General features: G+C 62.2%; 13 protein-coding genes and 1 pseudogene. 4 read left to right on the top strand and 10 right to left on the bottom strand.

Translation table 11 applies throughout. From position 1 onward, the window contains the following. Positions 1 to 189 precede the first annotated feature (189 nt). The 7 genes and pseudogenes from ACYPYD_RS26065 to ACYPYD_RS26035 form a co-directional block, all read right to left on the bottom strand. A pseudogene (locus ACYPYD_RS26065) lies at positions 190 to 1,019 on the bottom strand (IS3 family transposase); the annotation flags it as partial. 91 nt (positions 1,020 to 1,110) lie between these two features. After that, positions 1,111 to 1,578: a response regulator gene (locus ACYPYD_RS26060; protein WP_459666531.1), complete on the bottom strand. Its 468-nt coding sequence runs from the start codon at positions 1,576 to 1,578 to the stop codon at positions 1,111 to 1,113. A 54-nt stretch (positions 1,579 to 1,632) separates the two neighbouring features. Further along, a complete protein-coding gene (locus tag ACYPYD_RS26055; protein WP_459666521.1) occupies positions 1,633 to 4,302 on the bottom strand; it encodes a hybrid sensor histidine kinase/response regulator in 2,670 nt (889 codons plus the stop codon). A 398-nt stretch (positions 4,303 to 4,700) separates the two neighbouring features. Beyond that, entirely contained in the window at positions 4,701 to 5,999 is a 1,299-nt protein-coding gene (locus ACYPYD_RS26050) for a PQQ-dependent sugar dehydrogenase (protein ID WP_459666519.1), read from the bottom strand. Continuing rightward, positions 5,996 to 6,415 carry a DUF2231 domain-containing protein gene (locus ACYPYD_RS26045; protein WP_459666528.1) on the bottom strand — a complete coding sequence of 140 codons (420 nt, stop codon included), beginning with the start codon at positions 6,413 to 6,415 and terminating at the stop codon, positions 5,996 to 5,998. Before ACYPYD_RS26045 ends, ACYPYD_RS26050 begins: the two co-directional genes overlap by 4 nt. Positions 6,416 to 6,502: 87 nt before the next feature. After that, positions 6,503 to 7,849, bottom strand: coding sequence for a L,D-transpeptidase family protein (locus tag ACYPYD_RS26040; RefSeq protein WP_459666517.1), 1,347 nt, complete (start codon positions 7,847 to 7,849; stop codon positions 6,503 to 6,505). Between the two features lie 178 nt (positions 7,850 to 8,027). Continuing rightward, the gene (locus tag ACYPYD_RS26035) at positions 8,028 to 8,735 is read right to left on the bottom strand and encodes a murein L,D-transpeptidase catalytic domain family protein (RefSeq protein WP_459666515.1); all 708 of its coding nucleotides are present in this window, start codon (positions 8,733 to 8,735) and stop codon (positions 8,028 to 8,030) included. Between the two features lie 140 nt (positions 8,736 to 8,875). Here ACYPYD_RS26035 and ACYPYD_RS26030 point away from each other — a divergent pair, with 140 nt between their 5' ends. Together ACYPYD_RS26030 and ACYPYD_RS26025 are read left to right on the top strand one after the other, a co-directional pair. After that, entirely contained in the window at positions 8,876 to 9,322 is a 447-nt protein-coding gene (locus ACYPYD_RS26030) for a DoxX family protein (protein ID WP_459666512.1), read from the top strand. Positions 9,323 to 9,446: 124 nt separating this feature from the next. Then, positions 9,447 to 9,947 (top strand): hypothetical protein, encoded by a 501-nt coding sequence (locus ACYPYD_RS26025; protein WP_459666511.1) that lies wholly within the window; start codon positions 9,447 to 9,449, stop codon positions 9,945 to 9,947. A 7-nt stretch (positions 9,948 to 9,954) separates the two neighbouring features. Here the strand turns inward: ACYPYD_RS26025 and gstA are convergent, their stop codons facing one another. Genes gstA through ACYPYD_RS26010 form a run of 3 tightly spaced genes read right to left on the bottom strand, consistent with a single transcriptional unit; the run spans position 9,955 to position 11,878 of the window. Next, the gene (gene gstA, locus ACYPYD_RS26020; protein WP_459666509.1) at positions 9,955 to 10,545 is read right to left on the bottom strand and encodes a glutathione transferase GstA; all 591 of its coding nucleotides are present in this window, start codon (positions 10,543 to 10,545) and stop codon (positions 9,955 to 9,957) included. Then, positions 10,542 to 11,459, bottom strand: a complete 918-nt coding sequence (locus ACYPYD_RS26015; protein WP_459666506.1) for a formate/nitrite transporter family protein — start codon at positions 11,457 to 11,459, stop codon at positions 10,542 to 10,544. Before ACYPYD_RS26015 ends, gstA begins: the two co-directional genes overlap by 4 nt. Beyond that, on the bottom strand, positions 11,456 to 11,878 hold the full coding sequence (locus tag ACYPYD_RS26010; protein ID WP_459666504.1) for an SRPBCC family protein: 423 nt from the start codon (positions 11,876 to 11,878) through the stop codon (positions 11,456 to 11,458). Before ACYPYD_RS26010 ends, ACYPYD_RS26015 begins: the two co-directional genes overlap by 4 nt. Positions 11,879 to 12,032: 154 nt before the next feature. Between ACYPYD_RS26010 and ACYPYD_RS26005 the strand changes: the two genes are divergently transcribed. Next, entirely contained in the window at positions 12,033 to 12,731 is a 699-nt protein-coding gene (locus ACYPYD_RS26005; protein ID WP_459666502.1) for a glutathione S-transferase, read from the top strand. Positions 12,732 to 12,804: 73 nt separating this feature from the next. Then, the coding region (locus ACYPYD_RS26000; RefSeq protein WP_459666500.1) for a catalase at positions 12,805 to 14,261 on the top strand (1,457 nt) is incomplete at its 3' end.

Below are 14,261 nucleotides of genomic sequence, written 5' to 3'. Positions count from 1 at the left end.
GTGCGTATCTCGTTCTAAGGACGGTGAGGACCACGGCCGCTTCGGCGCCGCTGGATCCTGTGTTTGCTATGGCAGGGAGCGATCCCGTTGACGGTGGAAGCCATCTGGCTCAGAATGCATGCCTCGCCGCTCAATGTCGGCGCATAGAGATCTGTTGACCAAATCTCGCTTTCCTTCGTGACCCAGGACGTTATCGGACCTGATATGTGCCGGTGGGCCACGCGTGACGAACAGTTCCGCCAACGCCGCCAGAACGTCTTCGCTGCGCAGCCGCCGCGCCACCGGCAGGGCCAAGCACTCTCGGCTGGCCTCGTCGATGATCGACAGGATGCGGAACTTACGCCCGTCGTGGGTGCGGCCCTCGACAAAGTCATACGACCAGACGTGCCCGGGATATTCCGGCCGCAGCCGGATGCACGATCCGTCATTGAGCCACAGACGTCCACGCTTTGGCTGCTTTTGTGGCACCTTTAGCCCCTCCCGCCGCCAGATGCGCTCGACCCGCTTGCGGTTCACGTGCCAGCCCGCGTCACGCAGCAGCGCCGTCACCCGGCGATACCCATAACGACCATATTGCCGGGCCAGCGCAATGATGTCCTCGGTCAGCGCCGCTTCGTCATCGGCCCCGCGTGGCAGCTTGCGCTGCGTCGATCGGTGTTGTCCGAGCACACGGCATACCCGTCGCTCGGACACCGGCATCATTGCCTTGATATGATCGATGCAGCGTCGCCGCCGAGCGGGGCTCAGTAATTTCCCCGTGCAGCCTCCTGCAGGATAACCTTGTCCAGAGTGAGTTCCGATACTGCCTGCCGCAGCCGGGCATTCTCGCGCTCCAAGTCCTTCATCCGACGTGCCTGATCTACCTTCAGCCCGCCATATTCCTTGCGCCAGCGGTAATAGGTCTGCTCCGTGACACCCAGCCGTCGGCACGCATCCGGCACCGTCCCACCCTGCGCCAGCACGATCTCCGCCTCACGCAACTTACCGATGATCTCCTCCGGCTTGTGCTTCTTGCCCATTTCCAAACTCCTTCGTCGTCCAAAATAACAGAGATTTTGGACCACTCAGAAGGGGGCAGATCAGGGGCGTGCTTTGGTATAGGTCAGCGCGTCAGCATTCAGCAGTGTGAATGGCTTTTAGCAGCTCCGCTCCCGAATAGGGCTTTGCAAGGAACTGCGCACCCGCCGGAAGCAGGCTTTCGTCCGGCTCGCATCGGCCTGTCGTGATGATGATATCAAGACCAAGTCCGCTCGCGTGGACCCTGCGTGCCAGATCGAGCCCATTGAAATCACCAGGCAGGTCGACATCTGTGAAGAGGATCGCAATATCGTCGTGATCAGCGAGAATACGAAGCGCCTGATGCGCGTCGGCGGCACAGAGCGGGATCAGCCCGGCGTCCATTACCATATCCTCGGCCATCATTCGGATGAGAGGTTCATCCTCGACGATGAGGACTATGCATGGCGCCTCGTGAATGCGTTGCCCCAACCTGTGAGCTTCCGTTCTGCGTTCGCCCCTACAATGCTTGCCGGGGTCGGATACTGAATGAAGACGCACGTGTGCTACCGGTTCCCGCATGGCCTGGGCAATGCGGCAGACCGAAGACATCAGCCCATTCTTCCGTTTGGGGCCCTAACTCAGTCTGGAACCGGTTGACGGCGCCGGCGACCGGATTGCATCTTCCATAGCCTGGGTCAGTTCTCCGCTTCCGTAGGGTTTTGCGAGGAAGATCGCGCCATCGATATCACCAGCCCGGGAGGTATCTCCGGAGGCAAAGACGATGCGAATTGATGGGCGAAGGTCCCTGGCGCGGCTGGCAAGATCGATGCCCGAGCTTCCCGGCAGATTTATGTCGCTGACAAGGATGTCGATCGGCGCGGTCTGCAAGGCTGACATCGCATCTTCCGCACTTTCCGCCTCCACAACCACGTAGCCGGCGTCCTCGAGCATCTCGCCGGTATTGAACCGGATCAACGGATCGTCCTCGACGAGTAGGACCGTGCGCGGTCCGCGGGCACGGGCGCCGTCGATGACCTGCTGGTCATGGGCCGGACGCCCTTCAGTGTGCCCTGGATGCTCGGCGCCGGCTCGTTGACGCTGGTTCGCGATCACGTGGCGCAGCCTTCGGGCCAGTGCTTCGCGTGTATAGGGCTTGGAGAGCAATTCCACCCCGGCATCGAGCTTGCCACCGTGGACGATCGAATTTTCGGTATATCCCGATGTGAACAGCACGGCGATGTAAGGCAGTCGTTCCCGCGCCTTGCGTGCCAGCTCCGGACTTTTGAGGGTGCCGGGCATGACGACGTCGGTGAACAACAGGTCGATTGGTACGCCGCTTTCGATCACGATCAGCGCGGCCCCCGCATCGGGCGCCTTCAGGACGCGGTAGCCAAGATCGGTCAGCATCTCGACAACGGTGGCGCGAACCTCTTCGTCATCCTCGACCACCAGAACGGTTTCGGTGCCGCCGACGATCGGCCCATTGTCGACCTGGACCTCGATATCTTCGCTTTCCATCGACCGGGGAAGGTACAGCTTTATGGTCGTGCCTTCGCCCGGCTCCGAATAAATCTTAATGTGTCCGCCGGATTGCTTGACGAAGCCGTACACCATTGAGAGGCCGAGGCCTGACCCCTTGCCTTCGCCCTTGGTCGAGAAGAATGGCTCAAAAACCTTTTCGATGATCTCGCGCGACATCCCTGTCCCGGTGTCGCTTACCGCCAGCATCACGTACTGGCCAGGCGTCACTTCATCGTGCGTGAGTGCATATTCGGTGTCGAGATGGGCGTTCCCGACTTCGATGGTCAGGCGGCCCTGGCCATCCATCGCATCGCGCGAGTTGATCGCCAGATTAAGGATGGCGTTCTCGACCTGGACCGGATCGATATAAGTATTCCACAAACCACCGCCAACGATGGTCTCCAGTTCGATGCCTTCACCGATTGCGCGGCGCAGCATGTCGTCCATGCCGCGCACGAAGCGGCTGACATTCACCACTTTGGGTTCGAGAGCCTGCCTGCGACCGAAGGCAAGAAGCTGGCTGGCGAGCTTCGAGCCTCGGGTGACCCCTGCCAAGGCATTGGTCAGTCTGGCTTCGGCGCGCTCGTTCCCCGAGACGTCCTTCGCGAGTAACTGGAGGTTGCCGGAGATCACCTGAAGCAGATTGTTGAAATCATGCGCAACGCCTCCGGTTAGCTTGCCGACGGTTTCCATCTTCTGCGCCTGGGCCAGCTTGACTTCTGCCTGACGTCGCTCGTCGATCTCGGCGATCACCCGGGCCTCAAGCGTCGCATTGAGCTCGCGCAGTGTTTCTTCCGCAGCGCGCTGGTGGGTGATGTCCGAATGGACCCCGACCCATTCGATGATCGTGTCACCCTCGTCAAGAACGGGGAGTCCGCGAATGGCGAAGGTGCGCCATTCCCCATCATGGCGGCGTACGCGATGCTCATGGACGAACATGGCCTTGGCCGCCACGGCGGCGTTCCATGCCACGATCGTCGGTTCGCGATCATCTGGGTGGACAGCCTGCGCCCAGCCGTAGTCCTGATACTCCTCAACGCACTGGCCGGTCAGGGCAGCCCATGCAGGTTGTTCGCCCAGCATTCGGCCGTCGGCGCTGTTGGTCCACAGGACACCGTGCATGGCCTCCATCGCAGTGCGGAAACGCTTGTTGCTGGCGGCCACGTCCGCCTCAAGGGCGATCCGCGCAGAATTGTCTATGCAGGTGCACATCACCCCGCCGATACTGCCATCGGCTTCATAGACTGGGGTGTAGAACAAATCGAACGTCACGGGCTCGGCGTAACCGTTACGCTCCAGGACCAGGATCTGATCGCGATAGGACCGTAATTCGCCGCGCATTCCGGCGGCCAACATCTCACGGTTCCAATCCCAGATCTCAGGCCAGATCCCGGGCACTGTACCGCCAAGCGCCTGGGGATGATTGGGGCCTGCAACGATTGAATAGGCATCGTTGTAAAGCATCACGTGCTCTGGCCCCCACATCAGCACCTTGGCGACAGGAGAGTTCACGATATTGGCAACGGTCGCGCGCAGTTCCAGTGACCAACTTCCAATCGGACCGAGCGGATTGGCGGACCAGTCAAGTTCGCGAATACGGCGCCCGCATTCGCCTCCTCCGTAGGGCCAGCCGGCAGTCGCTTCTGTCCTCGCAGAGAGTTGACCCAGCACACTTTCGATAAGTGCGGCTTCATCGGAAAATCCGCCGTCACGCGTGAGCGAGGCAAGCCGCGCGGCAAGGTCAGCGGGCAGGGAAAGGGTTTGAGCAGCGTGTTCGGACATGCGCTCTCGTCTTCCCGGTTAACCCTCATGTCAAGAAGCCGCGGCCGCGGCGTGCGACGAAATGCCTGGCCTAGATAACACGCGATCAGACAAGGGGTAATTGTGTGTCCTTTGACACAAACGCGCCTATCCGAAGTTTTATGGCAGCGATGAGCGATTCGATAGGCATTGCGCTTTGCCACGGCCGGGTGGTCAAATGATCGGGGACCCAAACGTTGTGGCTGGAGGTGGGCGGCCCCTCAGTATCCGAACCCGGGCACACGGGGTTCGGTTTGCGTCCCACTTCCATTGCTCTGCTTGGTGGTGGCCAAGTTGATCTGCGCTATGCACCAAGGGTGCCTCGGAGCCGAAATCGAGGCACCGTTCAGCCGAATGCAGTCAGAATAAAGGCAGAGCGCTTAGCGTGAAGGGGTAACTCGCCATACGGTGTTCGAAAGGTCGTCAGCGATCAGCAGCACCCGGCGCCCGGGATCGTACGTGACGCCGACCGGGCGTCCACGCGCCTTCCCCTCGGGTCCGATGAACCCTGTCACGAAGTCGCGGGGCTTGCCCGAGGGCCGGCCATTGGTGAAGGGGATCCATACAACCTTGTAGCCTGCCAACTGGCGACGGTTCCAGCTGCCGTGCTCGCCCACGAATGCGCCATCGGCATAATTTCCGCCAAAGCCGCCGCCCGTAAGGAACGTAAGGCCAAGCGCTGCTACGTGTGAACCCAGGGCATAGTCAGGGGCAATCGCCTTGCGGACCATGTCAGGCTTCTGGGGGTGGACGCGCGGATCGACGTGACCGCCGTAATAGCTGTAAGGCCAGCCATAGAACGCCCCCGGCTTCACCGAGGTCAGGTAGTCCGGCACGAGGTCCGCGCCCAGCTCGTCGCGCTCGTTGGCGACGGCCCAGAGGGCCTGTGTTGCCGGATTGATCGCCAGAGCCGTCGGATTACGGATGCCCGAGGCGTACGTGCGATGCGCCCCGCTTTCGCGGTCGATTTCCCAGACGACCGCGCGATCTTCCTCCACAGCCATGCCGCGCTCGCCAATGTTGCTGTTCGAGCCGATACCGACGTAGAGCCGCGAGCCGTCGGCGCTCGTTGTCAGGGACTTGGTCCAGTGATGGTTGGGATTGGCGGGGAGCTTCGTCACCACTTCGCCGGGCGCATCGATGCGCGTTTGTCCGTCGCGGTAGGGGAAGCGCAGCAGGGCGTCCTGATCTGCGATGTAGAGCTCAGATCCCACAAACGCCATGCCGTAAGGCGCGTTCAGCTTGTCGATCAGCACGGTCTGGAGCTCATACTTTCCATCGCGATCGCGGTCACGCAGCAAGGTGATACGGTCGCCGCCCTTCGTGCCGCTCTTCCCGAGGCTCTTGATATAGCCTGCGATGACGTCCTTGGGGCGCAGTTTGGGCGCGCTGCCGCCAAGTCCTTCGGAAACCAGAATGTCGCCGTTGGGAAGGACGAGCGTCTGGCGGGGAACCTTGAGGCCGGTGGCGATGGGCGAAATGGTAAAGCCCTTGGGCACGTTGGGCATCGCGCCGTTCCAGCCTGCGGGGCTGGCGATCTTCATCGGCGGAAGAAGGGTCTGGTTCTGCTCGGGGAGCGCCGGCCGCGGGCCGGTCTGATCGAGATCTTGCGCCTTGTCGCAAGCGGCAAGGGCGAGCGGCGCGGCGAGGCTCAGGGCGGAAAGGACAAAGCGGTTCATGCTCGCACCTCGCGGGAAACGGTGTAGCCAATCCATCCCGCTGCCAGCGCCAGCAACGTGGAAATGACGGAGAGGGCAAGACCGGTCGTGCCGACCGAACTCCACCCGTCATGGCTATGCTGGAACGCATTGACGAGGCCGACGACGAATAGCAGCGCCAGGATCGCGCAGAGCCAACCTCTTCCCGCCCGGCGCGCAAGCATCCCGATCAACGCCCAGGCCAGGGCAAGGCCGGTAAACACCAGCGCTCCGGCGATCAGCCAGGATGCGAAGTTCGACCACTGCATTTCCGAGCTGTTGAGATAGGTGATGTCCGCCAGCAGCGCGCCCGGGAACATCGACACCGGAAAAGCGAGCAGGATCGCATGAAGCGGGTGCAGCGCGATCGGCGCTGCGTTGGGATTGGCTGAGGGCAGGTCGAATTCCTTCAACGCTTTGTCGGGAAGGTAAGAACAGCAAATGCGCCGATCGGCGAAGAGTTGCGGATGGGTCCGATCGCTCCCTTACGGCCCGACGTCGCCGCCATTGGCGTGCAACGGGTGGCTGGTTCCTGCCGCGAAGCCCAGTGCGGTCGCCACGCTCTCGTTGCGACCATAGGGGTCGGAGCGGATGACCGGCTCACCATCTTCGCCGAAAAGGACTGTGTCATAGAGAAGACGAACTGGAATTTCGCGTGGCAGCGGCACGAAGGTTTCCTTGCCGGTGGCGCGGGCACGGTGCCATTCGTCGAGCACGCCTTCATCCTTTGCCAGCATTTCCGCAAAGCCCAGGGCATCCTCCACGCGCACGCAGCCGTGGCTGCGCTGGCGCTGCACTTCCTGGAACAGCTGCTTGGCGGGAGTGTCGTGCAGGTAGATCTGATGCTCGTTCTTCATGTCGAACTTGACGAGGCCCAGCGAGTTCCTGGGGCCGGGCTGCTGTACCACCCAGCCGTCCTTCCACGCCATGTTGTTGCGGCGCAGATAGGCGCTGCCCTTGCCGGCGATCTCCTTGCTCTGGATCGAGCGCGGGACAGTCCAAGTCGGATTGGCGACGAGACGATAGATCGGCGAACCCAGCTGCGGGGTCTGGTTCTCCGGCTTCCCGACGACGACCTTGCGCGTATCGACCATCTTGCCGTCGCGCCAATAGATCAGGCGCCCCGCAGCGACATTGACGTCGATGCGGGTCTTGGGTGGATCGCGCTGCAGCCAGCGCATGCGCTCCATCGCGACTGCGATCGCGCGCGCCTTGTCCGCATCGGAGAGGTTGAGGATTTCCAGCGCATCCTTGCCGATCACGCCGTCGGGCTTGATGCCGTAGTCCGCCTGCATGCGCTGCACGGCCTTGATCATGGCCGGGGAATAGCGGTCGCCTTGCGCATCTTTGCCATCAAGATAGTCGGAGGCCGCGAGCTGGCGGGCGATTTGCGGCACGCGCGGATCGCTGTCGCCGGGCTTCAGCGGTTCGCTGTCCTGCGCGATGGCCGGGGCGGGCGCATCCTTGCTGCCACGAAGGGAGAGGTAAGCTTTCGAAAGGCGCTGGTAGCCGTCATCCCGGGGTGCGAGACCGTCCAGCCAGTCCTTGAGGTCACCGCCCTTCAAAGCTTTGGCAAGGCCGGGCAGGAGGTTCGGATCAGGCCTCGGCACGGAATAGATATCGTAAAGCTTCTTAGGGTCGCTGGCACCGCGCGCCAGCGCCGATGCGTAGCGCAAGGCACTTTCGGTCAGCGCGCGATCGCCGTCGGCATTGCCGGGTTGGCCATCGACCACAAAATTCATGTGATCGAGGCCATGCGTTGCCCGGCTGTCGATCGCAGCGCGCAGGTCGCGCACCGCCGCGTCGTTCCAATGAACTTCAGTGATGCTCACGGCCGGCGCAGGCGCGTCGGGCGTCTCGGAGCCGGACCCGCACGCTGTGAGTGCAACAGTCACGGCAAGCAACGAGGAAACGATCAACCGATTGCGCACATGGATCTCCTTGGATGACCCCAGGTACAACCGACAGGCATGCTGGACGTTGCTCACCGTCTGATTTTTAGGCCCGGATTCAGCTTCTTGCCGCGAAGATCATCCGTCCCTTGCCGAGGAACGAGAAGACGTCATCAAGCTTGTTCTCCCCCACCGCGAAGCAACCCTGACTGCGGCCGAGCTTGCCATGCGCCTTGATCATGTCGTCATTTGCGTACCACGCGCTGTGCACGACGACGGCGCGTTCAAGCGCATTGTTGTTGGTGGCGTCGAGCCCGATCAGCCGCTGCGAACGGCCATGTTTGCCGACGTAATAGTCATCGGTCAGATATGCCCCTTCGCTTGATGCGTTCGATCCGAACGCGTTGGAGAAGCGTTCAAGGTATCCGGTGTGATGCGGATCGGAACCCGATCCATGCGCGACGAGCAGGCGAATGGCCTTGCCGTCTTCCACGTCGAGAAAATGCATTCGCGCGTCCGACGACGGCGCGGAAAAGTCCACGATAGCGATCCGGTCGCGCCGCCTGATCCGGTCTCCATGCCGATCAAGGGACGCAAGAGCCTTGCGCAGAAGCGGGGGATTGACGGTCGAGAACGCTGCGCGCGGTCCGTCGTTACGCACCATTGCCGGAACGCTGGCAGGGCCTGCGGACTTCGGAAATACCGGAGCGGCATGCGGCGAAGTCGAACGCAGGGGCGAAGAGGAGCGCGAGCATGAAGCGACCGCAACTGCGGCACCGGCAAGCATCATCGCCCTGCGATTCATAATGATATCATGCTGGGCCATGGCCAACACTTGGGGATGATCGACATCGAATTGAAGGGGGAATTTTCAATTAAATCATAGTCATGCGGTCATTTTTGTACATACTGCGAGGATTGACGGCAAATGCTGCAGGACAGCGTTCCCGCGAAATGAGAATGATCATGAACCAGCATATTTGCGAACCGACTTCGCCCTGGCTATTTCCGTTCGCGCGAAGCTTGCTGCGATGGCTGTTCGCGCTTGCCTTTGTTTTTGCCGGATACAAACACATTACCGCCCCAGACGGGTTTGTGGCGATCACACCGCGCTGGGTGCCCCTACCGGACTTCGTGGTATGGGCAACGGGATGGTGCGAGATCGCGGGCTCAGCAGGTCTGCTCGTTCCGAAGCGCTGGTCGCCGACGGCGTATCGGGGCGCCTCCATAGCCTTGGCGGCTTATGCCTTGTGCGTGTGGCCGGCGAACTTCAATCACGCGCTGCATGACATTCCGGTCGCGGGCGTTCACCTTTGTCCTGGCCTCAGATTGGCTTTCCAGCCCATGCTGATCTGGGCTCTCCTGTGGGCAGGACATATCATCGGCTGGCCATTCGACCGGCCCCACCGCTGAAGACAGGCGGGTGCGGGAACAGGCTCTCGGGATGCTGCTTGGGGAGGAGACCGGCAACAGAGGGAGCATCCGCCTACGGCAAATATCTCCTGCGACGTTGCAGTGCGGCGATGCGCCGATTTTCATGGCCGGCGATGCAGACCATTCGCTTCCCGTGCTGCACGAGGCGCAGGCGGAAGGGACGCTCGCGGGGCGCAATGCCGCCTGTTTCCCGGAAATGATAACCGGCCGGCGCATGGCCCCCTTTTCGATCATCTTCACCGATCCTGCGCTGGCGAACATCGGCGAGCTTGATGGAAAGGACAGCGTGATCGCAAGCGCGTCCTACGAGGATCAGGGGCGGACAAAGGTCGAAGGTGTGAACCGGGGACTGCCACGCCTCAATGCCGGTTCGGCGAACGGGAAACTGATCGGTGCCGTGCTGGCGACGCCGGCGGCCGAGCACATGGCGCATCTCCTCGTCATGGCGATCGACCGGGGCCTGACGGCGAGCGAGATACTGCCCCTTCCGTTCTATCACCCTACCTTCGAGGAAGGTCTCAAGCCCGCGCTGCGCGAGATCTGTTCGCGGACCGGCGGGCCCGTCGGCATGGAGCGCGACGACGGGTTTCTCGCAGGGGCTTGAGGGCGAGCTAGTCCAGACCCTCCTCTGACAGAGCTTGGCGTATCGACGGGCGCTGGGTCAGCCGGTCAAAATAGCGGGTGAGGGCATCCGGCAGAGACAGCCTGGCCTTCTTCTGCGCCCACATCAGCATGACGAAGAGGTAGCAGTCTGCCGAAGTGAAGCTGTCGCCGACGATGTAGTCGCGTTCAGCCAGCTGTGCCTCGAGGTAGGCGAAGCGCCTGGCCAGATTGTCTCCTGCTGCGTTCTTCGCTTCATCGGTGCTGTCCGGCATGAAGAACGGCTTGAAGCCCTTGTGCACTTCGGTCGAGATGAAGGCGATCGTCTCCAGGAATTTCCAGCGGTTACCCGGTGACGCTGCGAGCTTCTCGGATTGGTCCGCAAGATAGCTGAGAATGGCGATGTTTTCGGTGAGGATGGTGCCTTCGTCGAGGGCAAGCGCGGGCACGTAGCCCTTGGGATTTATGGTGGTGTAGTCGCTGCCCGTCTCGGTGCGCTTTTCCTTCAGGTCGACCTTTTCCAGCGTGAACGGCAAGCCGGCTTCGGCCAAGGCGATATGATCGGCCAGGCTGCAGGCGCCCGGCGCATAGAAGAGCTTCATGGGACAGGTCCTCTCTTGTGTTGATCCGTGCGGTCGATGGGGGTGGTCCGGTTCGGGTGCGGATCGTCCGCGCCAAGATCGCTGCGCATCTGGCCATGTGCCAGCACCGCGAACAGGCCGGTGCCGCCGACGATATTGCCGATCAGCGCCGACAGGGTGAATTCGAGCCAGGCTTCACCGAAATTGATGCGGCCGCTGAGCCACAGGAAGCTCGCCTGCGACGATCCGGTCACGACATGTGCAAAGCCGCCGAGCGCGATCACGTAGGTCAGCACGAATACGACCCAGAATTCGCTGCCCCGGGCATTGGGCAGCACCCAGGCGACCGCCGCCATGATGAAGCCGGCAGGTATCCCCAGCGTCAGCGTGCGGGTCCAGTGCTGGAGTTCGAGCTTGCCCAGAATGTCGAGGGCCACCATTCGCTGCTCATGCGTGACGATGATCTCGCCGGCCATGAGCGCGCTCACCAGCGTGACGCCGATCAGATTGCCCACGAGCACGCAGGCCCAGAGCCTGGCAAGGCGGCCGAAATTGCCCAGCGAAGGCGATGTCGCGATCGGCAGCACCGCAGTCACCGTACTTTCGGTGAAGAGCTGCAGCCGGCCCATCACCACGATCACATAGCCGATCGGATAGCCGAGGAAATAGATCAGCGGCGCCCAGTCGGTATCGGGCAGGTGGCTGCGCAGGAACAGCTCGCACAGCAGGGAGAGAGCGATCGCAAGGCCTGCGGCGATACCCGACAGGGTCAGGGCGAGGGTGGGCCGTGCAAGTTCTTCTTCTCCCTGCAAACGCACGACCTCGTGAACGATCTTGGAGGAGCCGGCCTTGCGCTCCTCGACATCCCGGGCCTCGGACACATCGAGTGCCTTGTCCGGCTGCTCCGTTTCTTCGCTACGTGGCTCGTTCGTCATGGAGCATCCCTGTCCGGCTGACTACGTTCCAGAAGTGCCTTGAGGCTCTCGAGATCCTGGCAGACCATGGCGGCATCACGAATAAAATCATCGTCGCACATGTCCGGTTGGCGATAGAGGGTGAAGACCGCCTGCGTCCCTGTCCCGTTCTCGATCAGCCGCAGCGGGATATGTATGACCGGCTTGCCGGGCAGCATGACCGAGTGATCGAGAACGCCGAAATCGTTGGGCGGGGTGAACCGGACCCTCGCTTCACCGGCGGGCGTGTCAGCCCGCCATTCATCGCCGTCCCGGTGGAGCGACGACGACATGCCCGCAGCCCATTCGGGAAAATTCTCCGGCACGTGAGCGAAGGCATAGGCCGCCTCAAATGGGCAGTCGATCGTAATACCGATCAGGCGGGCTTCGTGGGTTGCCATGATGCAGGTTCCTTTGCTGCCTATAACCCTTGAACGGGCACAGGGTTCTGCACTGGCAAAGGCGGGGTGACCGCTGGCGAGGGCGGCTCGTCGCTGTCACGAAACCGGGCATGCCGCAGCGCATTGAGAGGTCTTCATGCTGCAGGAGAAAGCGATGACCGACTTCGACCTCTACTACTGGCCAGTGCCCTTTCGCGGCCAGCTCATCCGCGGCATCCTCGCTTCCGCCGGGAAGACCTGGACCGAGCATGACAGCGATGAGATCGGCCAGCTCATGGCGAGTTCACCCGCCGAGCAGTCGACCCCGTTCATGGGGCCTCCCGTCCTGGTCGACAACGCGAGCGGGTTTGCGCTCTCCGAAATGCCTGCGATCGCGTTCTATCTGGGCGAGAAGCTGGATCTCGTGCCCCCTTCGATCGAAGAACGGGCGCGGACGCTCAAGGTCGTCAACGACGCCAACGATGTGCTCGACGAAATCACGCTGGATGGGGGGCGGCAGATGTGGACGGAGGAAACTTGGCGGGACTTCGTGCCGCGTCTCAGGCGCTGGATGGAAATCTGGGAGGCGACCGGCATTCGGTGCGGACTCAGGCAAGAGGAGGGAACCCTGCTGGGCACCGCCACGCCGGGCGTGGCGGACATCGTCAGCGCGGTCCTGTGGTCGACGATGACGGAGCGCTTCCCCGCGATCGAGGCATTGCTCCGCGATGCAGCTCCGAACGTTGCTGCGCTGGTGCGGCGCATGACCGAGATGCCTCGACTTAAGCGTCTCGCCGAGCAGGCACGGGACAATTACGGCAGCGCCTATTGCGGCGGCGAGATCGAGCAGTCTTTGCGCAAGGTGGCGGTCTGATCCAAAACGACTGGGGAACCTCTGGGAGGCTCATGGGTAGCGATAGCATCCACTCAGAAAGCCAGAGGCTCCCATGACAGACCGGTCCACCCCGCGCACCACCAACGATGCCGGCATTCCCATCCAGAGCGACGAGCATTCGCTGACTATCGGCCGAGACGGCCCGATCGTCCTCAACGATCATTACCTGATCGAGCAGATGGCCAACTTCAATCGTGAGAGGATCCCCGAACGCCAGCCACACGCCAAGGGCAGCGGCGCCTTCGGTCACTTCGAGACCACCGGCGATGTCACCGCCTACACCAAGGCAAAGTTGTTCCAGCCGGGTGCCAAGGTCGACACCGCCATCCGATTCTCCACGGTCGCGGGTGAGAGCGGTAGCCCCGACACCTGGCGCGATCCGCGCGGCTTCTCGGTCAAGTTCTACACCGAAGAGGGCAACTTCGACATGGTCGGCAACAACACGCCGATCTTCTTCATCCGCGACCCGATGAAGTTCCAGCACTTCATCCGCTCGCAGAAGCGCCGCGCCGACAATGGCCTGCGCGATCACGACATGCAGTGGGACTTCTGGACGCTCTCGCCTGAAAGCGCGCATCAGGTGACCTACCTGATGGGCGATCGCGGCATCCCCAAGACCTGGCGCGAGATGAACGGTTACTCCAGCCATACCTATTCGCTGGTGAGCGCTAAGGGCGAAAAGTTCTGGGTCAAGTTCCACTTCAAGACCGACCTGGGCGACGGCAACGCCTACTTCAGCCAGGCCGACGCCGATACGATGGCGGGCAAGGACGGCGACTTCCACCGCCGCGACCTGTTCAACGCCATCGATCAGGGCGACCATCCCAGTTGGACGCTCTTCTGGCAGGTGATGCCTTACGAGGACGCCAAGACCTACCGCATCAATCCGTTCGACCTCACCAAGATCTGGCCCCATGCCGACTATCCCCTGATCGAGGTCGGCAAGCTGACGCTGACGCGCAATCCCACCGACTTCCACAGCGAAATCGAACAGCTTGCCTTCGAGCCGAACAACATGGTGCCCGGGGTCGGCCTCTCGCCCGACAAGATGCTGCTGGCGCGCGGCTTCTCCTATGCCGACGCCCACCGGGCCAGGCTTGGGGTCAATTACAAGCAGATCCCGGTCAATCGGCCGGTCGCGCCGGTGCACAGCTATTCTACGGCTGGCGCGATGCGGATCGAGAAGGCGACAGATCCAGTCTATGCTCCCAACAGCTACGGCGGCCCGGCAGCCGAGCGCGATCCTTACGAAGCGGGCATCTGGCAGGCCGATGGCGAGATGGTGCGCGAGGCGTACACCTTGCGCGCCGACGACGATGACTGGAGCCAGGCCGGAACGCTGGTGCGCGATGTGATGGACGATGCCGCGCGAGGGCGCCTCGTCGAGAACGTGGTCGGCCACCTGTGCGACGGCGTCAGCGAGAAGGTTCTGCAGCGCGCTTTCGAATATTGGCGCAACATCGACGCCGAGACCGGCAGGAAGGTCGAGGAGGGTGTCCGCAGCAAGCT

The organism is Novosphingobium sp. 11B (assembly GCF_054589055.1).
Note: the sequence above shows the minus strand (reverse complement) of the source record. Positions and strands in the feature narration are given on the sequence as shown.